Source organism: Plantactinospora sp. BC1 (assembly GCF_003030345.1).
GTDB lineage: Bacteria > Actinomycetota > Actinomycetes > Mycobacteriales > Micromonosporaceae > Plantactinospora.
The window spans coordinates 8223069-8247821 of record NZ_CP028158.1; the positions used below are offsets into that span (position 1 = coordinate 8223069).

The 24753-nt window shown below is 72.0% G+C and carries 21 protein-coding genes; 8 read left to right on the plus strand and 13 right to left on the minus strand.

Going from position 1 to position 24753, the window contains the following annotated elements; all coding sequences use genetic code 11:
- Positions 1 to 148: 148 nt before the first annotated feature.
- Positions 149 to 3292, plus strand: coding sequence for a bifunctional diguanylate cyclase/phosphodiesterase (locus C6361_RS36145; RefSeq protein ID WP_159079642.1), 3144 nt, complete (start codon positions 149 to 151; stop codon positions 3290 to 3292).
- Between the two features lie 116 nt (positions 3293 to 3408).
- On the opposite strand, the gene C6361_RS36150 is transcribed toward C6361_RS36145, so the two are convergent.
- The gene (locus C6361_RS36150) at positions 3409 to 3987 is read right to left on the minus strand and encodes a sugar O-acetyltransferase (protein WP_107270582.1); all 579 of its coding nucleotides are present in this window, start codon (positions 3985 to 3987) and stop codon (positions 3409 to 3411) included.
- Between the two features lie 18 nt (positions 3988 to 4005).
- Entirely contained in the window at positions 4006 to 4959 is a 954-nt protein-coding gene (gene dapD / locus C6361_RS36155; protein ID WP_107257886.1) for a 2,3,4,5-tetrahydropyridine-2,6-dicarboxylate N-succinyltransferase, read from the minus strand.
- Between the two features lie 116 nt (positions 4960 to 5075).
- Here dapD and dapE point away from each other — a divergent pair, with 116 nt between their 5' ends.
- Positions 5076 to 6149, plus strand: a complete 1074-nt coding sequence (gene dapE, locus C6361_RS36160) for a succinyl-diaminopimelate desuccinylase (RefSeq protein WP_107257887.1) — start codon at positions 5076 to 5078, stop codon at positions 6147 to 6149.
- 94 nt (positions 6150 to 6243) lie between these two features.
- Here dapE and C6361_RS37385 read toward each other — a convergent pair whose 3' ends face one another.
- Positions 6244 to 6405, minus strand: coding sequence for a hypothetical protein (locus C6361_RS37385; RefSeq protein WP_199853617.1), 162 nt, complete (start codon positions 6403 to 6405; stop codon positions 6244 to 6246).
- A 171-nt stretch (positions 6406 to 6576) separates the two neighbouring features.
- Between C6361_RS37385 and C6361_RS36165 the strand changes: the two genes are divergently transcribed.
- The 3 genes from C6361_RS36165 (at position 6577) to C6361_RS36180 (ending at position 9919) form a co-directional block, all read left to right on the plus strand.
- Positions 6577 to 7446, plus strand: a complete 870-nt coding sequence (locus tag C6361_RS36165; RefSeq protein WP_107257888.1) for a TIGR00730 family Rossman fold protein — start codon at positions 6577 to 6579, stop codon at positions 7444 to 7446.
- Positions 7447 to 7691: 245 nt separating this feature from the next.
- A complete protein-coding gene (locus C6361_RS36170; RefSeq protein ID WP_159079644.1) occupies positions 7692 to 8132 on the plus strand; it encodes a MarR family winged helix-turn-helix transcriptional regulator in 441 nt (146 codons plus the stop codon).
- Positions 8133 to 8887: 755 nt separating this feature from the next.
- On the plus strand, positions 8888 to 9919 hold the full coding sequence (locus C6361_RS36180; protein ID WP_107270584.1) for a phosphotransferase enzyme family protein: 1032 nt from the start codon (positions 8888 to 8890) through the stop codon (positions 9917 to 9919).
- A 17-nt stretch (positions 9920 to 9936) separates the two neighbouring features.
- Here the strand turns inward: C6361_RS36180 and C6361_RS36185 are convergent, their stop codons facing one another.
- From C6361_RS36185 to C6361_RS37390, 6 genes are all read right to left on the minus strand, one after another.
- Positions 9937 to 11940: a cell wall-binding repeat-containing protein gene (locus C6361_RS36185; protein ID WP_159079645.1), complete on the minus strand. Its 2004-nt coding sequence runs from the start codon at positions 11938 to 11940 to the stop codon at positions 9937 to 9939.
- Positions 11941 to 12112: 172 nt separating this feature from the next.
- Positions 12113 to 13033, minus strand: coding sequence for an acetyltransferase (locus C6361_RS36190; protein ID WP_107270586.1), 921 nt, complete (start codon positions 13031 to 13033; stop codon positions 12113 to 12115).
- Between the two features lie 612 nt (positions 13034 to 13645).
- The gene (locus tag C6361_RS36195; protein WP_107263085.1) at positions 13646 to 14236 is read right to left on the minus strand and encodes a DUF6346 domain-containing protein; all 591 of its coding nucleotides are present in this window, start codon (positions 14234 to 14236) and stop codon (positions 13646 to 13648) included.
- Positions 14237 to 14247: 11 nt separating this feature from the next.
- Positions 14248 to 15252 carry a hypothetical protein gene (locus tag C6361_RS36200; RefSeq protein WP_107263084.1) on the minus strand — a complete coding sequence of 335 codons (1005 nt, stop codon included), beginning with the start codon at positions 15250 to 15252 and terminating at the stop codon, positions 14248 to 14250.
- Positions 15249 to 15560, minus strand: coding sequence for a type VII secretion target (locus C6361_RS36205; RefSeq protein ID WP_107263083.1), 312 nt, complete (start codon positions 15558 to 15560; stop codon positions 15249 to 15251). The genes C6361_RS36200 and C6361_RS36205 overlap by 4 nt, the downstream gene beginning before the upstream one ends.
- Positions 15557 to 15943: a YbaB/EbfC family nucleoid-associated protein gene (locus C6361_RS37390; protein WP_159079646.1), complete on the minus strand. Its 387-nt coding sequence runs from the start codon at positions 15941 to 15943 to the stop codon at positions 15557 to 15559. The genes C6361_RS36205 and C6361_RS37390 overlap by 4 nt, the downstream gene beginning before the upstream one ends.
- A 268-nt stretch (positions 15944 to 16211) precedes the next feature.
- Here C6361_RS37390 and C6361_RS36215 point away from each other — a divergent pair, with 268 nt between their 5' ends.
- Complete coding sequence (locus tag C6361_RS36215) at positions 16212 to 16949, plus strand: class I SAM-dependent methyltransferase (protein WP_107270588.1); 738 nt, start codon at positions 16212 to 16214, stop codon at positions 16947 to 16949.
- A 36-nt stretch (positions 16950 to 16985) separates the two neighbouring features.
- On the opposite strand, the gene C6361_RS36220 is transcribed toward C6361_RS36215, so the two are convergent.
- Positions 16986 to 17327: a DUF952 domain-containing protein gene (locus C6361_RS36220; RefSeq protein ID WP_107270589.1), complete on the minus strand. Its 342-nt coding sequence runs from the start codon at positions 17325 to 17327 to the stop codon at positions 16986 to 16988.
- A 136-nt stretch (positions 17328 to 17463) separates the two neighbouring features.
- On the opposite strand from C6361_RS36220, the gene C6361_RS36225 reads away from it, so the two are divergent.
- A complete protein-coding gene (locus tag C6361_RS36225) occupies positions 17464 to 18696 on the plus strand; it encodes a cytochrome P450 (protein ID WP_107270590.1) in 1233 nt (410 codons plus the stop codon).
- Between the two features lie 329 nt (positions 18697 to 19025).
- Here the strand turns inward: C6361_RS36225 and C6361_RS36230 are convergent, their stop codons facing one another.
- Positions 19026 to 20243 (minus strand): sodium:proton exchanger, encoded by a 1218-nt coding sequence (locus tag C6361_RS36230; RefSeq protein WP_234359215.1) that lies wholly within the window; start codon positions 20241 to 20243, stop codon positions 19026 to 19028.
- Positions 20244 to 20471: 228 nt separating this feature from the next.
- Positions 20472 to 21203, minus strand: coding sequence for a hypothetical protein (locus tag C6361_RS36235; RefSeq protein WP_107270592.1), 732 nt, complete (start codon positions 21201 to 21203; stop codon positions 20472 to 20474).
- A gap of 274 nt (positions 21204 to 21477) precedes the next feature.
- Here C6361_RS36235 and C6361_RS36240 point away from each other — a divergent pair, with 274 nt between their 5' ends.
- A complete protein-coding gene (locus C6361_RS36240) occupies positions 21478 to 22275 on the plus strand; it encodes a putative protein N(5)-glutamine methyltransferase (RefSeq protein WP_107270593.1) in 798 nt (265 codons plus the stop codon).
- 56 nt (positions 22276 to 22331) lie between these two features.
- Here C6361_RS36240 and ligA read toward each other — a convergent pair whose 3' ends face one another.
- Positions 22332 to 24731, minus strand: a complete 2400-nt coding sequence (ligA, locus tag C6361_RS36245; RefSeq protein WP_234359216.1) for an NAD-dependent DNA ligase LigA — start codon at positions 24729 to 24731, stop codon at positions 22332 to 22334.
- Between the last annotated feature and the right edge of the window lie 22 nt (positions 24732 to 24753).

Sequence of the window (24753 nt, forward strand, 5' to 3'; positions counted from 1 at the left end):
CGGGCGCCACCACTACCCGCCGGGGCGATGGCGAAGCGCATCGAGGACTGGTAGACCCATCGGCGAAGCTGTTTGGACCGGTGGTGCAGCCGTCGGCGACGATCGGCAGGAGCGACGATCGGCAGGAGCGACGATCGGCAGGAGAGCTGTGTCAGTTCGGAAACTGTTGGCCGGGTATGCCGGGGTGAACGCCGCGCTGGTGGTCGGCTTCTTCGCCCTGCCGGTGCCGCGTCCGGTGGTGACCGCCGCGTTCGGGTTGACCAGCATGGTGGCGGTGGCGGTCGGGATCCGCCGATACCGGCCGCAGCGGGCGTACGCCTGGTGGCTCTTCGTCGCGGCGCTCGGGGTCTTCGCGGCGGGTGACACCGTCTATCTGCTCGCCGCGAACCTGCCGCTCGGCGATTCCCCGGCCGACTCGGGGCTCGTCTCCGACCTCTTCTATCTGGTGATGGTGCCGCTGATCGGCGCGGGGCTGCTCGGGCTGACCCGCTCCACCACCGGGGCCCGGGACCGGTCCGGACTCCTCGACTTCCTGATCTTCACCACCGCCGGTGCCTTCCTGCTCTGGGTGATGGTGATCCGGCCGTACCTCGTCGGGCCGGGGCCGAGCACCTTCGAGCAGTCGGTGCTGGCCGCGTACGCGCTGCTCGACGTGCTGTTGCTGGCCACCGCCGTGCGGGTCGCGGTGACCTCGCGGGGCAGCGTCGCCGGGTTGCTCCTGGCGGCCGGCGCGGCCGGGATGCTCGTCTCCGACATCAGCTACGGCGCCGCGTTGCTGCGCGGCGCGTGGCAGCCGGGCGGCCCGGACGAGCTGGGCTGGCTCGCCTTCTACGTAGCCTGGGGGGCCGCCGCGCTGCACCCGTCGATGGCGACGCTGACCGAACCGGCCGCGCCCCCGGACAGCGAGATCGACAAGACCCGGCTGGTACTGCTCGGCATCGCCGCGACGCTCGCCCCGGCGGTGCTGCTGCTGGAGGTGGTCAACGGCGACGTCCGGGACGGCGCGGTGATCGCCGTGGTCGGCGGCGTGGTCTTCGCGCTGGTGCTGAGCCGGCTCGGTGACGCGGTGGACGGGCACCGGCAGGCGGTGGCCCGGGAGCGGAGCCTGCGGCAGTCCGGCGCCGAGCTGGTGGCCGCGACCGACACCGCCGAGGTACGCCGGGCGGTACGGACCGCGGTGGCCCGGCTGGTGCCCCGGCACTCCTCGCACCGGATGGTCTTCACGATCAACCACACCGACGGGGTGCCGGCGACCACGGTGAGCATCTGGGGACCGGGGATGGCCACGCCGTCACCCTTCTATCCCGCCCCGACCACGGCCGCGGCCCGGCGCAGCCGGCTGCTCCGGGTCCGGACCCTGCAACCGGCGCTGGCCGAGCAGCTTCGCGGATTCGAGAGCGTCGCGCTCTGCCCGCTGGTCGGTGACGGCCGGGTCGACGGCGGGGCCAGCGGCGCACCCCGGGTCGGCGCGCTGCTGGTCGCCACCGACAGCCGGCTGCTGCCGACCCTGCGGGACTCGCTGGAGGTACTGGCCGCGCAGGCGGCGATGGCGCTGGAACGGATCAGCCTGAACCAGGAGATCAACCGCCGGGACAGCGAGGCGTACTTCCGCAGCCTGGTGCAGAACGCCGCCGACGTGATCCTGATCGTCGACGACGACCACCGGGTCCGGTACGCCAGCCCGTCGGTCCGACCCGTGCTCGGCGTCGAGCCGGCCGACTGCACCGATCTGGGTACGGTGCTCTCGCCCGAGGACCAGCTCTCGGTCCCGGCCCTGCTCGACACGGCGCTGGTCGAGTCGGACCGTCGAGGGGTCGACTGGAGCGTACGGCGCCCCGACGGGCAGTGGGTGCAGCTGGAGGTGACCTGTCGGGACCTGCGCCGGGACCGGGCCGTACGCGGCTTCGTGCTGACGTTGCGGGACATCACCGAACGGGTCCGGCTGGAGCAGGAGCTGACCCACCGGTCGGTGCACGACTCGTTGACCGGGTTGGCCAACCGGGCCTCCTACCAGGACCAGGTGTACGAGGCGGTGGAGAAGGCCCGGGACGGCGACCGTACCGTCGGCACGCTCTCCATCGACCTCGACGAGTTCACGGCGGTCAACGACACCCACGGGCACGCGATCGGGGACGCGCTGCTGGTCGCCGCCGGTCAGCGGCTGCGGGAGATCGTCGGACCGAACGACCTGGTGGCCCGGCTCGGTGGCGACGAGTTCGCCGTACTCATCCCGGACGCCGACGACCCGGAGCAGGTCGAGCAGGTCGCCGACCACCTGGTCCGGGCGCTCGCCGAGCCGTTGGAGGTCGGCGACACCGTGGTCAACGGCTCGGTCAGCGTCGGGGTGGCCACCACGGCCGACGCCAGCGACGCGGGCGAGCTGCTGCAACGGGCCGACCTCGCGCTCTATGTCGCCAAGGGGGCCGGCAAGGGGCGCTGGTGCCGCTACCAGTCCGAGCTGCACACCGCGATCGTGGAGCGGCTGGAGCTGCGGGCGGCGCTGACCGAGGCGGTGCAGAAGCTCAGCTTCTCGGTCGACTACCAGCCGATCGTCGACATGCGGACCGGGGCGGCGGTCGGCTTCGAGGCGCTGGCCCGGTGGCACCATCCGGCGCGGGGGCCGGTGCCGCCGGAGCTGTTCATCGGGCTGGCCGAGGAGACCGGGCTGATCGAGCCGATCGGGGACTACGTGCTGCGCCAGGCGGCCGGTGCGGTGGCCCGGTGGCGCGCGGAGCGGGGCGACGAGGGTGTGCCGTACGTCAGCATCAACGTCTCGGCCCGACAGCTCCGTACCCCGGGCTTCGTCGGTACCGTGCGTGCCGCGCTGACCGCCGCCGACGTACCGCCGGACCGGGTGATGCTGGAGATCACCGAGAGTCTGCTGCTGCGGGACCAGGAGCCGGTCTGGGCCGAGCTGTCCGAGCTGCGCACCCTGGGGCTGCGGGTCGCCATCGACGACTTCGGCACCGGCTTCTCGTCGTTGAGCTATCTCCAGCAGATGCCGGCCGACGTACTCAAGATCGACCGGTCGTTCACCGAGACGGTGGCGTCGTCGCGGCGGCAGCGGCTGCTGGTGGAGGGGATCGTCCGGCTCGCCGGCACCCTCGGCCTGGACATCATCGCCGAGGGGGTGGAGACGGAGGCGGTCCGGACCATCCTGCTCGACATGGGCTGCGCCTCCGGGCAGGGCTATCTCTTCGCCCGGCCGTTGAAGGACCACGACGTGCTGCGCTGGCTCGGCGACGCCCCCGCACCCGGCACCCTGCCGAAGCCCCGCCCCGCCGCCGAGTGACGCCGCCCGGCCGCCGTGGGAAGCCGTCCTTCGCGAGGACGCCGTTTGTCAGCGGTGGGAAGTCGCCTGGCCGCCGAGGGACGCGGGCGGTTCGGGGGCGCGGCCGGAGGCGACGGTCAGCCGGCCAGCGGGCGGACGACCCGGGCCGGGTTGCCGACGGCGAGTACCCCGGCCGGCAGATCCCGGGTGACCACGCTGCCGGCACCGACCACGGTGTCCGGGCCGATGGTGACCCCGCCGAGCACGATCACCCCGCCGCCGAGCCAGACGTTGTCGCCGATGGTGATCGGCCGGGCCGCCTCCCAGCCGGCCCGTCGCTGCCCCGGGTCGAGCGGGTGGTGCGGGGTCAGCAGTTGCACGTTCGGCCCGACCTGCACGGCGGCGCCGATCTCGATCACCGCGACGTCCAGCAGCACGGTGTTGAAGTTCAGGAACGACCCGTCGCCGATCCGGATCTGGCTGCCGTAGTCGCAGTAGAACGGCGGCCGGACCACCACCCCGTCGCCGACCGCACCGAGCAGCTCGCGCAGCAGTTCCCGGTGCTGCTCCGGCCGGTCGGCCGGCGTCGAGTTGTAACGCTGCACGAGCAGGGCGGCCCGCCGGGTCAGCCCGGTCAGTTCCGGGTCGTCGGCCCGGTAGAGGTCACCGGCGAGCATCCGCTCCCGGGGCGAGCGCGGATCCGCGTCGGTGACCATCTCGCCGCACCCGTTTCCTCAGTCGTTGGCGTGCAGGGCGGCGTTCAGCTCGATGCCCCGGCCGGTACGCGGCTTCGCCTCCAGGGCGCCGGTCACCGAGTTGCGCCAGAACAGCAGCCCGTCGACGCCGGAGAGTTCCCGGGCCTTGACCACCCGGCCGTCCGGCAGGGTCACCTTCGAGCCGGCCGTGATGTAGCAGCCCGCCTCGACCACGCAGTCGTCGCCGAGGGAGATCCCGATCCCGGCGTTGGCGCCGAGCAGGCTCCGCTCGCCGATCCGGACCTTCTCCTTGCCGCCGCCGGAGAGGGTACCCATGATCGAGGCGCCGGCACCGACGTCGGAGCCGTCCCCGACCACCACCCCGGCGACGATCCGCCCCTCCACCATGGAGGCGCCGAGGGTGCCGGCGTTGAAGTTGCAGAAGCCCTCGTGCATCACGGTGGTGCCGCTGGCCAGGTGGGCGCCGAGGCGTACCCGGTCGGCGTCGGCGATCCGGACCCCGGACGGGACGACGTAGTCGGTCATCCGGGGGAACTTGTCGACCCCGTAGACGGCCAGGTGCCGGCCGGCGGCCCGCTCGATCACCCGCAGCTCGTCGACCCGCTCCGGCGGGCACGGGCCGGCCGAGGTCCAGGCGACGTTCGCCAGCACCCCGAAGATGCCGTCGAGGTTCAGCTCGTTGGGCCGGACCAGGCGGTGGGAGAGGAGATGCAACCGGAGGTACGCGTCGGCGGCGTCCTTGATCGGGTCGGCCAGCGAGCCGATCTCGGTCGCCACCACGGCGGTACGCAGCCCCGGCAGCGCCCGCTCGCCGATCGCGCCCGGCGGCAGGTCGAGCACGTCGCCGTCCTCGCCCGCGACGAGCGGGGACGAACCCAGGCCGAGCTTGCCGGTCGGATACCACGTGTCGAGCACCTGGTCCCCGGCGAGCGTGGCTACTCCGATCCCCCAGGCGGGCTGTGCGGTCGTCACCCGGTTTACCTCTCCGTCATCCGTCTGGCACCTCGGCTCAGCCGTGAGTGTGGAACGTCATTTCCGAGCCTTGGACGCGTCCCGCCGATACGACCTTGACGGTACCGTCTCCCACCATGGAGAACCCGCTCACCCCCGAGGTGTTGGCCGATCCGGTGGCGTTGACCCGTGCCCTGGTCGACATCGAGTCCGTCTCGCGCAACGAGAAGGAGATCGCGGACTGCGTCGAGGAGGTGCTCAGGAACGTCCCGCACCTGACCGTGGCCCGGCACAGCAACACGATCATGGCTCGTACCGACCTCGGGCGGGCCCAGCGGGTGGTGTTGGCGGGGCACCTGGACACCGTGCCGTTGAACAACAACTTCCCGTCGAGCGTGCAGGGTGACCTGATCTACGGCTGCGGCACCTCGGACATGAAGTCCGGGGTGGCGTACGCGCTGCACCTGGCGGTGAGCGTGCCCGAGCCCCGGTACGACGTCACCTACTTCTTCTACGAGGCCGAGGAGATCGAGTCCCGCTACAACGGGCTGACCCTGGTCGCGCAGGCGCATCCGGAGTGGCTGACCGCCGACTTCGCGGTGTTGCTGGAGCCCACCCACGGGGTGGTGGAGGCGGGCTGCCAGGGCACGATGGGGGCGATCGTCAGCGCGACCGGCCGGCGGGCACACTCGGCCCGCTCGTGGAACGGGGTGAACGCGATCCACGGGATCGGCGGCGCGCTCAACCGACTGGCCGGGTACCAGGCCCGGATGGTCACCATCGACGGCTGCGTGTACCGCGAGGGGATGAACGCGGTCCGGATCAGCGGCGGCGTCGCCGGCAACGTGGTACCGGACCTCTGCGAGATGCAGGTGAACTACCGGTTCGCGCCGGACCGGACGGTCGAGGAGGCGGAGGCACACGTACGCGAGGTCTTCGACGGCTACCTGGTCCGGGTGATCGAGTCGGCGCCGGGTGCGCTGCCGGGGCTGACCGAGGCGCCGGCCCGGGAGTTCCTGGCGGCGGTCGGCGCGGAACCGGTCGGCAAGCTGGGCTGGACGGACGTGTCGCGCTTCGCCGCGCTGGGCATTCCGGCGCTCAACTTCGGGCCGGGCGACCCGAACCTGGCGCACGCCCCCGACGAGCACGTGGAGATCGGCAAGATCCGGGACGGCGCGGCTACCCTGCACCGCTGGCTCGCCTCGCACTGAGCCGTCAGGCGGAACGCGGCCCGGTGCCGGCCGGCGGTGGCCCCTTTGCCGCCGGCCGGCACCGGTTTCCCCGTGATATTCGGTCGGCGGACTGTTAGCCGTCGACGTGCTGCTGCGTACGCGATTCCTGGTCCGGCCCCGGGTCGTCGATGGCGCCGGCCGGCGCGGCGTTGCGCGCCATCCGGCGCTCCGCAACCACCGCCCGGATCCGGCGCTGCATCTGCCGTCGAAGTCGGATGATCTCCCCGCTGGTCATCACCATTGCCCCCCGAAGGTGCGCGGCCGTGGTGTGGGCGCCGCGCTTTCCCCCTTTGTGATTGGTAGACGCCCGCCAGCGCCGTTTGGTTGCGTCGGCGCTGGATGTTTGTCCTGTGAGGTACCGGATCACGCCACCCCGGCCGTGGTCCACCGGATTACCGTGGACCCCATGAACCACAGCGAGGGGCGAAACGGCGGCCGGGGTCCGGGACCGGAACGGCACCGGGGTGCGGTCACCCTGCGCCGCGAGGCGATTCCGATGAGTACGGCCGACCAGCGGCTGCTCGACTCCCGCAGCCGGGGCGACTGGAAGACCAAGGACGCCTGGCGAGCACTGCGCATCCTGTCCGAGTTCGTGGAGGGCTTCGACACCCTGGCCGATCTGCCCCCGGCGGTCAGCGTCTTCGGCTCGGCCCGGAGCAAGCCGGACAGCCCGGAGTGTGAGCTGGCCGAGGAGCTGGGTGCGGCGCTGGCAGCCGCCGGCTACGCGGTGATCACCGGGGGCGGGCCGGGCGTGATGGAGGCGGCCAACCGGGGCGCCACCGAGGCGGGCGGGCTCTCGGTCGGGCTCGGCATCGAGCTGCCGTTCGAGCAGGGCATCAACGACTGGGTCGACATGGCGATCGACTTCCGGTACTTCTTCGCCCGCAAGACCATGTTCGTCAAGTACGCCCAGGCGTTCGTGGTGCTGCCCGGTGGCTTCGGCACCCTGGACGAACTCTTCGAGGCGTTGACGCTGGTGCAGACCGGCAAGGTGACCCGGTTCCCGGTGGTCCTGATGGGTACGGCGTACTGGAGCGGGCTGCTCGACTGGCTCCGGGACACCCTCGCCGCCGACGGGAAGATCGGCCTCGCCGACCTCGAACTGATCATCGTGACCGACGACGTGAACGCCGCCGTCCGGCACATCATCGAGGCGGACGCGGCGCTCGCCGCCGAGCAGGAGGCGCTCCAGGAGACCGCGATCGCCCAGGCCGAGGCGGCCCAGCAGTCGGCGGCCCAGGAGGCGGCGGCCCAGCAGTCAAGCGCCCAGCAGTAGGCGGGAGGCCCGCCGCACCTGCTCAGCGGGGCAGGTTGGCGGCGGCGCGCAGGGCGGCGTGCAGGTCGTCGTGGCGGTGTGCCAGGGTCACCACGCCGTCGCGTACCCGGAACAGCGTCGCCACCCTGGTCGGCGCGGTACGGCCAGCGTCCGCCGCCGTGCGCTCGGGCCAGGTGGCGTCCTGCTATGCGATTCGCATGGCACCGTATGTGATTCGCATAAGTGCTGCAAGAGAGGGGCTGGGGATGGCTTCGGGCGGGCGGGTGCTCTTCTCGTTCGTGCGCTACTGGTCCCGGCGCTGGACCGGTGTCGGCCTCGGCGTCGACGCCGAGCGGGGCCGGGACGTGATGGTGGTGGAGGCGGTGGCGGCGCTGACCGGCCGCGGCGTGGTGGCGTCGGTCAACGACGTGGCCCGGGAACTCGGCGTCGACCAGTCCGGCGCCAGCCGGATGGTGTCCCGGGCCGAGCGGCTCGGGCTGCTCTCCCGGGTGCGACCCTCGGTCGTCGGCGGTACGACGGCGATCTCCGTCACGGGGGAGGGGCGGGAACTGCTGTGTGCCGCGTACGCCTGGCAGGACGAGGTGCTGCGCACCCTGACGGCCGACTGGTCGCGGGCGGAGGTCCGTACGCTCGTCGAGCTGATGGGCCGGCTGGTCGAGGCCCAGCACCGCATCGACTCTCACTAGTGCCCTGTCTTTGGAAGGTTGACCGGGTAACCCGGTGCTTCCAGGTGTCTCCGAGCCGGGATCTCCTGACGTCGGGTGGGGAGCGGGGTGGCGATACTCGCCGAGGAGACTGTCGAGCTGCCCCGCTTGTGCGCCCACCTCCCCGGCTGCCCGAACCCGGTCCCGCCCGCAGGTCGACGGCGAACCGCAGCACGCCGTCGGCAACCCCGGCTTCCGTGCCCCGCCTGTGCACCCAGCTCGACAGTCTCCGCGCCGCCTACCCCGGGTGCGCCGCCGGTCGCTCACGTGGTTGCCGGCTGTCCGCCCAGCGATGCCGGCGCCATGCAAGGACGAGGCAACAGCATCTCCCGCCAGCGGCGAACCTTGCTTATCGTCCTCTCGCGGTGCCAGAGCGAGCCTCCTGCTCCACCTCGCCGGACACCTGCACCGAGCGCTCTCTGACCTCCTCGCCACCTCACCTCGGCTGGGTGCCTGAGCCTGCCCCCTCAGAGAGTGTTGTGATACCTCGGCGTGACCTTTGCTGACTCTTTGGACGAAGATCACTTCTGTGTCGTTGTGTTTGTAAACCGGCGTACGAGTCGTCGCTGACTGATCGGCAGTGGGCGGTGATCGAGCCGGCTGATGGCCGCCCGCCTCGCTGGCGAGGACATCGAGCCGCAGGGCCCGATCGAGACCGAAGCGGCTCGACGCCTCGACAACGAACTCAACCAGAAGTAGTCATCCAGTTACCCAACACTCTCTTAGGCTCACTCGACATGCGCGTGACCCACTCCCTCCTGCACGCCGAGGACCTCGCCCGGCTCGTGGAACGGGAGTACGCCATCGCGGCGCCCGTCAGGGTGAGCTTGCTGAACCGCGGCTTCAACGACACCTATCTGGTCACCGAGGCCGAGGGCGGTCGCCGCGTGCTGCGGGTCTACAACCGAGAGAAGTACTGGATCCGCTCTGAGTCCGACCTCCGCTTCGAGCTCGACCTGCTTGAGCACCTGGCCTCGGCCGGGTTGGGCGTCATCCGCCCGTACCAGCGGACCCTCGGCGACCGGCTCGGCCGGCTGACGGCGCCGGAAGGCGAACGATGCTTCGCGCTGTTCACCCACGCGCCCGGCACGCCGCTGCACGAAGGCACGCTGACCGTCGAGCAATGGCGCGAGTTCGGCTCCGGCATCGCCCGGATGCACCTGGCGATGGACGGCTTCCTCACCAACCACCACCGCTACCACCTCGACGAACGGATCCTCGTCGAACGGCCGCTGGCCAGCCTGGCACCCTATGCCGGCTCGGACCGGGCCGCAGCGGACCTCGCCGAACTCGGCACGCTCGGCGAGCGGCTGACCGGCGAGATCCAGCGACTCCGGTCGATCGACGGCGCATACGGAATCATCCATGCGGACCTGCACCGGGGCAACACCAACATCGACGGCGACGGACGGTTCGTCACCTTCGACTTTGACCACTGCGGGTTCGGGTTACGCGCGTACGACCTGGTCGCCCTCTATTGCGGGCCCGACGCGCCGCAGGAGGATCGCGAACGCTGGGCAGCGGTCCTCGCCGGCTACCAGCGGGTCCGCCCGTTGAGCCGGAGCGAGGTGGCCGGCTTCCCCGTACTGGCTGCCTGCCGGGGGATGTGGGACATCGGTGATTGGCTCGGTGCCGCCGACCGTACCGGCGACGCCTGGATGACCGAAGCGGTGCTCGCCAGGCTGCTGACGGACGTCCGCAAGGCGGAATCCGATCCCACACCCCGGCCCGCCGCCGAGCAACCGAACAACGGATCAGGCGACGGGTAACGCCGCAGGCGCTCTCGTCACAGTGGACCCGATGGGCGTTGCGGGAGCCCGATGTCGAGCGGCCCGGCCGGGCTCGTGACGGTCGTGCGGGTACCGGTCGTTCCGCCCTCGGTGCGCAGGTAGCCGCCGGGACCGCTGATCCGGGCGCCGATCCCGTCGGCCAGCGCGGGGGTGACGACCGCGGACGAGCCGAAGACGTAGCCGGTGGAGATGGCGGCCCGGTAGGTGTCCAGGTATTCCCGGGTCGGTGCGCTCAGCGTCGTCGCGTTGCCGGCGGTGAGCAGCAGCGGCGCCCGGAGGGTACCCATCAGCGCGGCGCCGGCCAGCGCGTCCGGCCAGTTCGTGCCGGTGGCCACGCCGACGACGTCCCGGCCGCCCGCGATGTCGATGCCGTCGAAGTAGCGGTACGCCACCTGTTGCGCGGTCTCGTAGCGGTCGAAGCCGAACGTCTGCCGGGGCGCGTACTCGATCATCGCCGTGCCGGCCTGCATGCCGATCGTGTTCAGTTGCCAGCGGGTGAAGCCGTGGTCGTCGAGGTACTTGCGGGTGACGGCCGGCAGGGTGGTGTCGTTGGTGAGCAGCAGCACGGTGCCCTGGCCGCCGACCCGGGCGGGCATGTTGTAGGCGCCGGCCAGCGCACCCGCGGCGAGGGCGTCGGGGAAGTCGGCGCCGGTCGCGGCGAAGACGGTGATCGGATCCGGGTCGATCGCGTTGGCGATCTCCACCGCCGTGCTGTAGCGGTCCGGCCCGGAGAGCCGGCGTACCCGGTAGCCCGCCGCCTCGACCTCCGCCTGCACCTCGGCGGAGACGGCACCGGTACTACCCAGCAGGTACACCGTCTTGTCCGGGGCGAGAACCCGCACCATCTCGGCCCTGGTGGCCGGGTCGAGGGTGTGCGGGGAGGTCAGCAGCAACGGTCCCTGCTTCGCCGAGGCCAGTACCGTGCCGCCGAGCGCGTCGGCGAACATGTCCGACCGGGCCAGCACCACGGTCTCGGCCCGGCTGCCCGTGGCCGGGTTGTCGCCGACGCCGCCCCAGTGGGCCCGGGAGACGGCGACGGCGGTGCCGACCCGGTCCGCCCCGGCCAGCCGGACCACGGACTCCTTGCGCCGCGACTGGTACGCCGGCACCCCGGACAGTCCCGGCACCATCGCGTACCCGGAGCCGTCCGGCCGCACCGTCGCCACCCCGGACCCGTCGCTGAAGGCGATCCGGGAACCGGTGGGCGACCAGACCGGATGGTCGTGGTCGACCGGGTTCGACGTCACCTGGACAGTCCTGCCGTCACGCAGGTCGTAGACGAAGATCTGCTGGTGGCTGCCGTCGGAGCGGACGAACGCCAGCCGGATGCCGTCCGGCGAGATCGCCGGGTTGGCGGCGTTGTCGACGACCTTTCGCTGGCCGAGGGCGTAGTCCCACATGCCGACCCACGGTTCCCCGACGAGCCGGCCGCCCTCGTTCGGCTGCGCCTGGAAGACGAAGCCCCAGTCCACCCCGGTCGCGTCCGGGTTCAGGTAGTGCCGGCTGTCGTCCGGTGAGTGGACGAACTGCTGCGGCCAGGACGACTCCTTGAGCGGGTTGCGGTTCACCGCGATCTGCCACGGCTTCGCCGACGACTCCTTGACCGCCATGATCAGGCCGAGGCCGAACTTCCAGTAGCTCGGCGAGGCGTACCTGCCGCCGGGGTCGGCCGGCGGAACGGCGGCAGGAGTCCTCGGCGAGTCGTAGCGGAACCTCTTGACCTGCTGGTCCGCGCCGACGTACACCGCCTCGCTGCCGTCGGGTGCCCACGCGACGTGCTGGACCGCCTCGGAGACCGTCACCGTGCCGCCGGTGTCGAACCGGACCGTGTTGCTGCCGTTGCTGGCCGAGAGCACCGCCTCCTCGACGGCGGCGGCGGGCTCGGCGCGGTTGACGGCGGGACGGGCGCCGGCCGGGGTCGGCACGACCAGCACCGCCGTCGTACCGACGGCGAGCGCCGAGGCCAGCACGAACAGTCGACGAGAACGACGTGGAGTCAAGGGGGCTCCTGGTTGCAGACGGTCCCGTGCTGCCCGGACCGGGGCGCGCTCCGCTCCCGTGGGACGGTACCGGCAGGAAACCTTAGAGCTTCCTGACCGGGTACCGCTGCCCCATTACGGGCGGGAAGCCGAGCCGTTAGGCCGATGGCCGACGCGATCACCCCGCCAGCGGTCAGCCGGTCCGGACCCCGTCCGGTGTGTCGGGCGTCGACGCCGGTACGAAGACGACCCGGGACCGCACCTGCCGGAACCCGGTCCGCTCCAGTTCGGCGAGTACGCGTACCCGATGGACGTCCACGTCCGCGATCACCTCCCGGGCGCCCCCCTCGGCCAGCACCCGGACCGCCTCGGCCAGCAGTTCGCCCCGGACGGCCTCGTCGAGCAGGCCGAGGTAGCCGATGATCGGATAGCAGGCGTCCCCGGCCGTGCCGACCAGCCCGACCGGGCGTGCGCCGTCGAGCGCGATCCGCCAGTTCCCGGCCGGACTGTCCAGCCAGGCCAGCGGGTCGGTGGCCAGGTCGACCCCGGCGACCGCCCGGGCCACCTCCCGGCCGGTCAACACGTCCGGCTCGACGATCCGGGCGACCAGGGCGTCTATCTCCGCCGCGTCGGCGGCCGGCCGGAACGTGTACCGGCCGGAGGACGTCGGCAGCGGGGTACCCGTCCACGAGCAGCGCAGCCGCTCACCCTGCTCGACCAGGCCGGCGAGCCGGGCCGCCGCCATCGGCGCCTCGACCACGGCGAGTACCTCGGGCCGGCGTCGCCAGTGTGCCGGCAGCGCGGCGTGGTAGGTCAGCGGACCGCCGAGCGCCCGGTGGGCGGCGTGCAGCAGCGCGGCGCCGACCTCCGGCTCGGCGGCCAGGTCGAACCGTTCCAGCCACGGTGCGCCGACCGCACCGGGCAGCAGTAGCCAGGCAGCCCGGCCGACGACCCGGCCATCTCTGAGGGCGACCCAGGTGCGCTCGGGGCGGTAGCCGCCGCCGGCCAGCCCGTCGGCGTAGCCGACCTGGCGCAGTTGGGGCAGTGGATCGGGCATGGAGTCGAAGAGACTTTCCTCGCCCGCGACGAGCGGGCGGACGACCAGATCGGTCATGGCGTGATCCTCGCAGAAAGCGGGCGCCCCGCTCAGATCCGCGTGGACGCCGGTGCGCGGAGGGGGCGCAGAACATCGGACATTGTTCTGACCTCCTTCCGGCTCGTCGGCGTACCGGGAAGTTAGCGGGGCGCAGCTGCCGGCCGCAACGCAATTAGCCGTCCTCCGGGCAGCCCCCGGGCGGCTGGTCTGGTCGGCGGGAAAAACGGCCCTCGGCGGATTGCCGGCGACGGCTCGGGGAAGTCCGAGGGTCGGCAGGTGGGGAGGTGTGTGCCCGATGGGTCGTGGATCGAGCAGCAGCGACGGTGTCGCGGGACGGCTCAGGGCGGTTCGGAACCGTACGAAGCGTCGGCGGTTCCGGTTCGCCAGGAGGGCCGAGGAGTTGGCAGCCCAACTCGGGGTACTGATAGGGCGGAAAGCCGTCAAGGCGGGCCGGAAACGCCCGCGCAAGACCGAACGGGGTGGCCGGCACGTGACGCGCAGTGCGAGTGCGCAGACCCGTACGGTCAAGTCGACGCGGGTCAGCCGGCGGCAGGGCCGGAAGATCGGACGCGGCCGCAAGCGGATCCGCCCCGGTTGAGCGGGACCCGCCCCGGTTGACCGGCCGTCGCGTCACCGCTTCCTGCGGAAGCGCAGCACCTCGCGCATGAGGAGCACCCCTACCAGGGTGGGCAGCATCGCGAGAGCGCCAAACCCGTAGCCGATCCATTCCAGCCACGGTCGCGGTGCCACGTCGGCGCGGGCCAACTGTCGACTGCTGCGGTTGTATCCCAGGTCCCCGACCCGCACCGTCTTACCGATGTCCGCCGAGTTGAAGACCACGCCGATCGTCATCCCCTCGATCTCGGTGCCCTCCCAGACGACCTTCACCTGGCAGCTCTCCCAGTAGCCGAAGCCCCGGTTGGTGACGGGACCTCGCTCGACGCACGAGCTGACCGTGGCCTCGCCCTCGCGATCGGCGTCTGCCATGTCGTTGGCGGACATCCGGCCCAGCGTGACCCCGACCCCGAGCAGGCCGGCAGCCAAGGCCAGTACGCCGAGGGTGAACAGCAGTGACGACAGGAACCCGGCCTTGCGTTGCACCACCTGCGCACCGAGCGCCGGTACGTCGGCGTTCCGCTCGGCCTCCTTCCGATCGAGTTCTCGCTCCTGCTCCTTGATCTCGGCGAGACGTTTGGCGATGCGGTCGTCCAGCGGTTCCACAATGCCTCCCGTCAGAGCGGAAGTTCGATGGGTGTTGGGGTCGGGTTGTCTCCGCGCAGTGTATCCCCGGCCTGACCCGTATTCTGTGCGCCGTTCGTCTGGCTCGCGGAACGGGCGGTGTTCTGGGCTACCTTGTCGACCGTGCCGTAAACCGCAGTATGGCCCCGACCGATCGTGTCGAACGCCCCTCTGAACCCGCTCATACCGCTTCCGCCGGCCTCTCCCACGGCCTGGAGGCGGAACGCCTCGAGCAGCAGGGTGCCGTTGTTGGCCTGGCGAATCTGGGCCAGGATGCCGTTGCACCTGCCGGCGATCATGCTGATGCGATTGATCGCCTCGAAGAGACGCTCAAGCAAATTCAGGATCTTGCTGCTGGCCTTGCCGACCAGGATCGCAACCTCGGCAGCGACTTTGGGAATCAGCACCACGGTGAGGGCCTGGACCGCCTTGGAGATGCAGGCTCCAACAACCTCCGCCACGATGTCGCGGATGGTGTTACGGATGATGCCAACCATGGCGCCGACGATGGTAGTCGCCTTGCTCATGGCGTCGGCAATCTTGCCGAGAGACTGCACCGACTCCGCATGGGTTCGGGCGCGCTGCCGGTAGGCTGCCGCTGCCTGCGACGTCCAGGCCGCTGTGCTCCGGTTGACCTCGTCGACGAAGAAGTCAGTGGCCTCGTAGATGCGCTGCTCGATGTTGTACCAGGTTTGGGCGTGCCCTTCGATCGCTTTCGGGTCGCCGGCGAGCTTGTCCAGGGGTTCCCGGAGGAAGCTGACGTGCTCCATCAGCCAGCCGACACCGGCAGCGAAGACTGCCTGGAGCGGGTCCATGATCGCACCAATGGCGGAGAGGCCGCCCGCCAGGGCGTTGCCCCCAGCACCAAGCCAATCTCCGCCCCTCAGGTTGTCCACCACGCCGCAGGCCGACTCGAAGATGCCGGCGCCCTCGTACCCCTTCGTCTCGCCCTCGGGCGCGACGACGGAGGCTCGGGTGAAGGCCGCGTCCGTACTCATCGGCCGCCCGCCTCCTTGATCCGGGTCGCCGCCGCACCGTCGGTGATGTCGACGTTGTCGGCCAGCGCGCGGAGCAGCTCCGCCAGGTGGGTGGTCGCGTCAGCCCCGTTGCGGATCTCCGTCAACGCGTAGTCGGAGAGCGGGTCGATGATCGGCAGGAAGAGCGGGCTGCACAGGACGCCGTAGACCTCGTCGTGCAGGCTGACGTACTCGGCCCCGGCGGCGGCTTCCCCGCACATCCGGCCGGCCTCCTCCACCATCTGGGCATGCTTGCGGACCTCGGCCGTCGACAGTCTGATGTCGCTCATCGGTGGTCACGCTCCTCGTCCTCCGGCGGTTCCGGAAACTGCTTGGTGTATGCGCCGCCGATGAAGGAGGCGGTCTCGGAGCCCGCGCCGTAGAGGCTGCTCACCACGGCGACCATCTGCTGCGCCATCTTCGCCTGGGCGCGCCGGCTGGTGTCGAGAATGATCGAGGCGAGTTCGTCGGCGGAGAGTCGCATCGCCTGGTTGCTGAGGCGTAGTTCGGCCATCCCGCCCGACGAGTCGACGGTGACGACGGCTTCGCCGCCCCGTGACTCCACAGTCGCCCTGTTCTGTTCCATCCGCTGACTGAGCTCGGTGGTGAGTGCCGTCTGCTGCTCCACACGCCGCTGCCAGTCGACGAGCATGCCTTCCGGGTCCCCCCGCACAAGTCCTCCCTCGGTGGCTGTCGCGGGTAGTTTAGACAAATCCCGCGAGCCCGAAATCCCATTGACATATCTAGATGGCTGGGGTGTCGTCCGCACGGGCGGCGGCTCCGGCTCTCCGCCACCGGCCACTGTGTCGCGTCCCGGCTGGCGTGCTCCTGCTTGGCGTGCTCCTGCCGCAAGGAGCGAGCGGCACGCCGCCGTCGTACCGGGCGGGGGCCGGGGGGCCGTGCGATCATGGCGTCGACCGACCCGACGGTGCGGAGGCGGCATGTCCCAGCAGTACGACTCGATCGGCGAACTCTACGAGCGGGCCAAGCACCTCCCGATCGGGCAGGCCGAAGAGAGCACCCTACGGTCCGCACTCCCGGATCTGGCCGGCAGGTCGGTGCTGGACGTCGGCTCCGGAACCGGCTTCTATCCCCGGCTCTTCAGCCGGCTCGGTGCCGTCCGGGTGATCGGGGTGGACGCGTCGCCGGAGATGGTGGCCCATGCCCGCCGGGTGGAGGCGGACGATCCGCTCGGCATCAGCTACCAGGTACACGACGCCGCGGCGTTGCCGAAGCTCGGCGAGTTCGACGTGGTGACCGCCGTCTGGCTGCTCGGTTACGCCCCGGGCGAGGCGGCCCTGGACGGCATGCTCGGCCAGCTGGTGGCGAACCTCGCGCCCGGTGGCACCCTGCTCGTGCTGGTGCCCAACCCCGACCTGGACTGGGCGCGGCTGGACATCTTCCCGCGCTACGGGATCACCGCCACGAAGACGGCACCCTCGCACGGTCGGCAGGGCTATGCCGTGCACATCGACGGGGAGCCGCCGATCGACTTCGAGGGCTTCTCCTGGCCACCGGGGGTCATCGAGGCCGCCCTGCACCGGGCCGGTCTGGCCGACGTACGCCGGCATCCGCCGGTCGTCGCCGCGGAGCTGCTCGCCGAACGCGGCCCGGACTACTGGACCGACCTGCTGGCGAACCCGACGTTCGCCGTCTTCACCGCCGTCCGTCCCGGCTAGCCGACCCCGCCCGTCCCGCAGCCGCACGCCGAGGGGTCAGCCGGGCGGCATCACGAACCGGCCGTCGACGGTCCGCTCCAGGGGCGCCACCGCCACCACCGCGTCGAGGTTGATCGGGCCGTAGATGTGCGGGAAGAAGATCCCCGGCTCGACCTCGTCGTCGCGTACCGGGGAGACGAGGCGGTCCGGGTCGATGTGCAGCAGCAGCAGCGGACCCGCGTCCGCGTAGGCGGCCTCGGCCACGCCGAGCACCTGACCTCGGCGGGAGGCGTGGATGAACCCCTCGTCGGCGAGGCTCCGCCCCCGGGTCGAGACCCGGTAGTCGCCGGACTCCTGCGCCGCCGCCCAGTCCGACGCCTCGGCGATGTGGAAGATCACCCTGGTGACTGTACCGGGACCGACCGGTGGCGCCGGTGGATTGCCGGACGGTGGTCCATCCCTGGTGGTCGGAGGCGGTCCGGTCCCTGATCGTCGGAGCCGGTTTAGTCGCGGTGCGCCGGGGCAAGGAGGGCAAATGTCTCCGCGTCCCAGTCTCCTCGCCGACAACACGCTGCGGCTCGCCGTCGAGGGCTACGGCTGGCTGCCCAACCTCCGCCGCCGTCAGCAGGCCGAGGTCGTCCAGACCCGGCTGCTGGGGCAGCCGGCGGTGGCGTTGCGCGGCCCGGAGGCGGCCCGGTTCTTCTACGACGAGGAGCACGTCCGGCGGCACGGGGCGATTCCCGGGCCGGTGCAGGACACCCTCTTCGGCCGGCGTGCGGTGCACACCCTCGACGGCGCCGACCACCGGCACCGCAAGGCGATCTTCACGTCGCTGCTCACCCCCGACGCGATCACCACCCTCCAGGGGTACGCCGGCACGGCGTGGGACGAGACCGTCGACCGCTGGCCGTCCTGGCAGCCGGTCGTACTCTTCGAAGAGGTCAGCCGGGTCCTCACCCGGGCTGTCTGCCGCTGGGTGGGCGTGCCGGTGGCCGAGCCGGAGGTCGCTCCGCTGGCCGCCGACATGGTGGCGCTGGTGGACGGCTTCGGCAGCCTCGGCCCCCGGCACTGGCGGGCCCGGCAGGCGCGGGGCCGGCGGGAACGCTGGCTGGCCGAGCTGGTCGAGCAGGTCCGGCAGGGACGGCGGGCCGTCGACGCCGGGTCGGCTTTCGAGGTGATCACCCACTATCGGGGTGCCGACGGCGAGCAGCTCGATCCCCGGCTCGCGGCGGTGGAGATCCTCAACCTGGTCCGGCCGACGGTCGCGGTCTGCTGGTTCGTCAGCTTCGCGGCGCACGCCCTGCACCGCTGGCCGGACCTCCGGGAGCGGCTGCGTTCCGGCAGCAGCGAGTACGTCACGGCGTTCGGGCACGAGGTCCGCCGCTTCTATCCGTTCGCGCCGTTCGTCGCCGGCCACGCCGTACGGGACCTCAGCTGGCGGGACGTACCCATCCCGGCCGGCTCGCTGGTGATGCTCGACCTGTACGGGCAGAACCACGACCCGCAGCTGTGGCCGGACCCGTACGTCTTCGACCCGGAGCGGTTCCTCGGGCGGGAGATCGGCGCGTTCGAGCTGGTACCGCAGGGCGGCGGCGATCCGCGTACCGGCCACCGCTGTCCGGGCGAGACGACCACCGTGGCGCTGCTGGACGTGCTCACCAGTCGGCTGGCCGAGCTGGACTACCAGGTACCCGAGCAGGATCTCAGGATCTCGCTGAGCCGGGTACCGACCCGGCCGCGCAGCGGCTTCGTCCTCGTCCGGGGCTGACCGTCGGGTGCGGCGGCGGCCCGTTTGGCCGCCCCGATCGGGGGAAGCCAGCCGCCGGAGGATGGGGCCGGCTGCGGTGCCCTCGTCGGCGGAACTGGGAGGCTTGGGATGGCTGGTCGGGACGAACTTCATGACCTTCGCCAACGCGCTCACGAGGCGGGCATCGAGGGCAGCTCGAAGATGAGCGAGCAGCAGCTGCGGGAGGCGTTGAAGAAGGTCGGCAAGGGAGCCGAGCCGATGGTCGCCAAGCAGGAGGCCAAGGGCTACCTGTAGCCGAAGCCGAGGTACGGCCCGGGCGGGGATCCGCTCGGGCCGTACCCGTGCGCGGTTCAGGACTTGGGTCGGGCCCGGCCGGTCGGCCAACTGGCCCGGACCAGGGCGGGCAGTTCCCGGCGGTGCCGGGCCAGCAGGAACGCGGCGAGGACGGCGTACACGACCGCGACGCCGTACCGGACCGCCTGGGTGGGTATCGCGAACTGCACCGCGAAGAGCAGGAACAGCAGCGCCGCCTCGACCCGGGAGATCCGCAGGTCGGCCAGGACGGCGACGCCGAGCAGGGTCTGCGCCGCGGTCAGGTAGAGCTCCTCGGTCTGCCGCGCGTCGAGTTTCAGGCCGGCGAACTCACCGCCGCCGAGGTAGAAGGCGATCGGCAGGCAGGCGATCAGCAGGGTCCACTGGTTGAGTTTCGCCGCCAGCAGCGCGCCCAGCCCGTCGTCGGCCCGGCCGCGCAGCGCGAAGGCGATCGCCACGATCACCTCCGGGGCCTCGGAGGCGACCGGGGCGAGCCACTGGACGAGCAGGAACTCGTCGATGCCGAGCGCGGTACCGGCCTCGACGAGCGACTTGCCGAACGGCTCGGCGGAGCTGAGGATCACCACCGCCGCCGTACCGAAGAGCGCGGCGACGGTCAACCGGCGGCGCGTCGCCGGCTGGCGGGCGAGGGTGGCGGAGACCCCGACCAGCGACTCCTCCGCATGCTCGGTACGCCCGATCCGGGAGAGGTAGAGCCCGAACAGGACGCCCAGGACGATGCTGTCGTACCAGGCGAGCCGGCCGGTCACCGGGATCACCAGGGCGTAGATGGTGGCCACCAGCAGATAGATCGTCTCGGTTCTGCGGTGCCCGGAGAGGCTGACCCCGGTCCGGTCGCCGCGCTGGCCGCGCCGGCGTACCGCCCAGATGGCGGCGAAGACCAGCAGCGGCCAGGCGATCCCGATCAGCAGTCGGTTGGCCCCGGTCATGTTGGCCAGCGCGAAGGCCGCGAATTCCGGGTCGGAGCCGGCGGCGAAGGCGAAGTAGATGTCGATCGCGTACTCCGGGAGGACCGCGACCAGGGCGAGCAGTGCCAGGGCCAGGCTCCCCGGCAGGTCGACCCGGGCCACCTCGGAGGCCCACATCAGCAGGGCCACCGCGGAGAGCACCGCCACCCCGAAGACGGCCATTCCGGCGACCGCCGGCAGGTGGACGCCGGCCAGCCGCATGGCGACGGCCGGGCTGGCCGCCAGCACGGCGAGCCCGACCCGGGTGGCCACGCCCCGAGCGGACACCGTGACATCCAGTCCCACCCGCACGCCGTCACCCCCGCCTGGCATCGAGCCTGCCGGACCCCACGGACGCGAGGGGGCAGAATTGCCGAGATGGTCGGTCCGGTTGTCGGTCCTCCGGCCGAGTGGTGCCGTTCGGGACGGAGCTGTCCAGGATCCCGGAGGGGACAGCCGGGACCGGCCCGGGGACCGGGCCGGTCCCGGCGGCCTACCGGGCGTGAGCGGCGACCGTCACCAGCGCGGTTGCGCGACGTCCTCGACGGTCGCGCCGGCCGGTGGGGCGAACGCGCTGCCGTCGACCTTTCCGGAGTACTTCACCAGCTCGATTGCGGCCTGCTCGCCACTGTCCGTCCGGCCGGCGAAGGAGGCCAGTACGCCGGACTCGGTGACGCAGACGGTGAGCCTGTCGAGGGTTCCCTCGGTGCCGCCCTGCGGGTCGCTGACCCCGGTGACGTCGGCGCAGAGCGTCTCCTGTCCGGCGATCCTGCGCTCGGTGGTCCGCACGTCGGTGTTCGGCACGATCGCGGCGGCGGCGACCAGGCCGAGCGCCAGTTCCGGGGTGACGAAGCCGGGACCGGCGACGGCAGTGACCATGCCGGCCTCCGGGGTGGTCGTGGCGGCGGTGTTCGGACTCTTCTGGCAGGCACCGTCGGAACAGATGATCATGTATTCCGGTGTGTGGACCAGTCGACCGCCCGGGGTGCTCAGCGCCGAGTTGGGCGGCTGCTGGCTGAGGATCACGGTCTCGGTCTCCCGCTGGCCGGCCTCCTCGCCGACGATCCGGTATTCGGCGGTGAACGTGAGTTGGGCGGACCGGCCCAACCGGTCGGCGAAGCTGCCCAGCGTGTTGGCCGTGTCGACCGCGTTCTGCACGGTGTCGACGACGCCACAGCCGGCGCCGAGCAGGACGAGTGCGCAGAGGGCGACGAGGCGCCCGGCGAGGTGGTCACGAGGCGGGGTCATGCCGAGTACTGTGCGGCCGGCGGCGACCGCCGGCCACGCTCCGCGACCGGGACGGCACGAATCCGGGAGATCCGTCGCCACTGCCGACGGTCCCAGCCGTACCGCCGCCAGGTGAGGTACCTTGAGGGCCTCGTTCGTGGCGACCAGAGGAGGTGGGACCGATTTCCGTGTCGATCGGCCGGGCGCTCCCGTCCTCCGGACCGGTGCCCTCCCCGGGGCACGTCGGGCCGCGCTAGCCGGGAGAGCGCCCGCAGGCGTTCCGAAGGGCTACCCGTTGTCAGCACCCATCTCCGGTCCCGTCTCCACACCGGACGGCGCGGACGTCGTCCGTCGGCTCCGGGCCGCCGGCTGTGTCTTCGCCGAGGACGAGGCCGAACTTCTGAGTACTGCCGCCCGGAGCCCGACCGAACTGCTGGCCATGGTCGAGCTGCGGGTCGCCGGGCTGCCGCTGGAACACATCGTCGGCTGGGTGGACTTCTGCGGGCTGCGGGTCGCCGTCGACCCGGGAGTCTTCGTGCCGCGCCGCCGTACCGAGCTGCTGGTCCGTCGGGCCGCCGCGCTGGCCCGGCCGGGGGCGACGGTGCTGGACCTGGCCTGCGGCTCCGGTGCGATCGGGCTGGCGGTTGCGGCACTGGTCGGCGACGTGACGCTGTACGCGGTGGACGTCGAACCGGCCGCCGTCCGTTGCGCCCGGCGCAACCTTGCCGCACTCGGCGCCCAGGTGTACGCCGGTGACCTGTACCAGCCCCTTCCGGCCCGGCTGCGCGGCCGGATCGACGTGCTGGTCGCGAACGTGCCGTACGTGCCCAGCGCGGCGGTCGGGCTGTTGCCGCCGGAGGCGCGGCTGCACGAGCCGCTGGTGGCGCTGGACGGCGGACGTGACGGTCTCGACGTGCTGCGCCGGGTGGCTGCCGGAGCCCGGGACTGGCTCCTCCCCGGCGGTCACCTGCTGGTGGAGACGGGCCTGGAGCAGGCGGAGGTGGCGGCGGACGTGTTCGACCGGGCCGGCCTCGACCCGGCGGTGGTCACCGACGACGACCTCCCGGCGACGGTGGTGATCGGCCGCCGCTGACCACCGCGCCCCCGCAGACCGCATCACCCGCCCGGAAACAGCGTCCCCGCACCCGGCTACCGTTCGGCCACCGGCTCCGGTTCGGCCTCCGACACCGGTTCGGCCTTCGGCGCTGGTTCGGCCTTCGGCGCTGGTTCGGGCACCGGCACTGGTTCGGTCTCCGGCGCCGGCTCGACCTCTGGCTCCGGTTCGGTCTCCGGCACTGCCATGATCTCGGCGATGGTCGCCGCGTCTGCGGCGGTGTGCGCGGCGAGCAGTTCGGCGAAGCGTTCCGCCGGCATCACCCGGACGCCGAGGCCGGCCGCCTTCTCCGCCTTGCTGCCCGCGCCGTCGCCGACCACCACCAGATCGGTCCGCTTGGAGACCGAGCCGGACGACTTGCCGCCGAGCCGCTCGACCGCCTCGTTGCCCTCGTTGCGGGTCAGCCCCGGCACGGAGCCGGTGACCACGACCGTCATCGGGGTGCCGTCCGGCCGGCGCAGCGGCAGCGCGGTCGCCGCCGGCATCTCCGGGTCGGCGTCGCCCCCGGCGGTCGCGGCCTGGCCGGGAACGCCCGGTTCGGTCATGTTGACCCCGCGCGCGGCGAGCTTCTCGACGACCGGGGCCAGCTCGACCAGCTCCGCCGCGATGGTGACGGCGCGCTCCGGTCCGACGCCCTCGACCTCCTGAAGGTCGGCGACGGAGGCGGCGAGCAGCGCCTCCATGGTGCCGAAGTGCCGGGCGAGCCGGCGGGACATCGACCGGCCGGTCATCCGTACGCCGAGGCCGGTGAGCACCCGGCTGAGCGGCTGCCGCTTCGACGCCTCGATGTTGGCCACGAGTTTGCGGGCGGAGGTCTCGCCCAGCCGCTCCAGGGTGGCCAGCGTGGCGGCGTCGAGATCGTAGAGGTCGGCCGGGTCGGTGACCATGCCGGCGCTGACCAGCAGGTCGATGATCTTGCTGCCCAGCCCCTCGATGTCCATCGAGTCGCGAGCCGCGTAGTAGGAGAGCGACTCGCGGGCGCCGCAGGCCCGGCCCTGGGTGCAGCGCCAGCGCTTCTGCGAGCGGTCGATCTCGCCGCCGCAGCGCGGGCACGAGGTCGGCGGCTCGTACGCCGTGGAATCCGCCGGCCGCTCGTCGAGCTTGGCACCGGTGATCTCGGGGATCACGTCACCGGCCCGCCGGACGAAGACGGTGTCGCCGGCCCGGACGTTGCGCCGGACCAGGTCGTCGAAGTTGTGCAGGGTGGCCGAGGTGACCGTCACTCCACCGACCTGCACCGGTGCCAGTACGGCGACCGGGGTGATCAGCCCGGTCCGGCCGACCTGCACCTCGATCGAGAGCAGGGTGGTGGTGCGGGTGTCGGCGGGGAACTTGTAGGCGATGCCCCAGCGGGGGGCCCGGGTGCCGGAGCCGGCCAGCTCGCGGTCGGCCGGGTGGTCGGCCTTGATCACCGCACCGTCGATGCCGAAGCCCAGCTCGCCCCGGCGGGCGTAGAGCGACTCCACCACCGCCAGCACCTCGTCGATGGTGGTGCAGAGCGGCATCCCGGCCGGTGAACCGGCGGTGGTGGCGACGCCGAGGCTCTCGACGTACGCCATGGTGGCCGAGTGTGGGCGCGGCTCGGTCGTCCCGTCGGCGCCGTCGAGGCCGTGCACCGCGTAGGCGAGGAAGGAGAGCGGCGCGTCGTACGCCCGGTCCTGCACGCGGAGGGTGCCGGCGGCGGCGCTGCGCGGATGCGCGAAGGCCGGCTCGCCGTGCCCGGTGCGCATCTCCTGGGCCCTGGCAAAGTCGGCGTCGGTCATGTAGACCTCGCCGCGGATCTCCAGGGTGAGCGGCTCGGTGAGCCGCTCCGGGAGGCCGGCCGCCCGCCGTGCCTGCGGGGTGACGTCCTCGCCGGCCAGCCCGTCGCCCCGGGTGGCGACCTGGGTGAGCCGGCCGTCCACGTAACGGGCGGCGATGGCCAGCCCGTCGATCTTGGGCTCCACGGTGTAGCCGGCGGCGGGACGGCCGAGCAGCTTGTCGAGCCGGGCCGCCCAGCGGGCCAACTCCTCCTCGCCGAAGACGTTGTCGAGGCTGAGCATCGGGACGCTGTGCACGACGTCGCCGACCAGTCCGGCGCCGGCCGCCACCAGCTCGCTGGGCGAGTCGTCGTCCTTCCAGCCCGGCTGGGCGGCCTCGGTGGCGACGACCCGGGCCATCAGCGCGTCGTAGGTCGCGTCGTCCATCGCCAGGTCCGCGCCGTTGTAGTAGGCGGCCGCCGCCGAGCGGATCTCGGCGATCGCCGCCTGGTAGGCCGGACGGTCCGGGAACGGCGCGGCGAGCGCGGCGTCGACCACCGGATCCACCGGGTCGACCACCGGATCGGCGGCCGGGTCGACCACCGGATCGGCGGCCGGTTCCACCGGGTCGAGCTCGGCTCCGCCCGGCTGCTCGGGCCGATCGTCGGTCGCCGTCACCACTGCCTCGTGCGCCACGAAGTCCCCCTCCCGTCAGGCC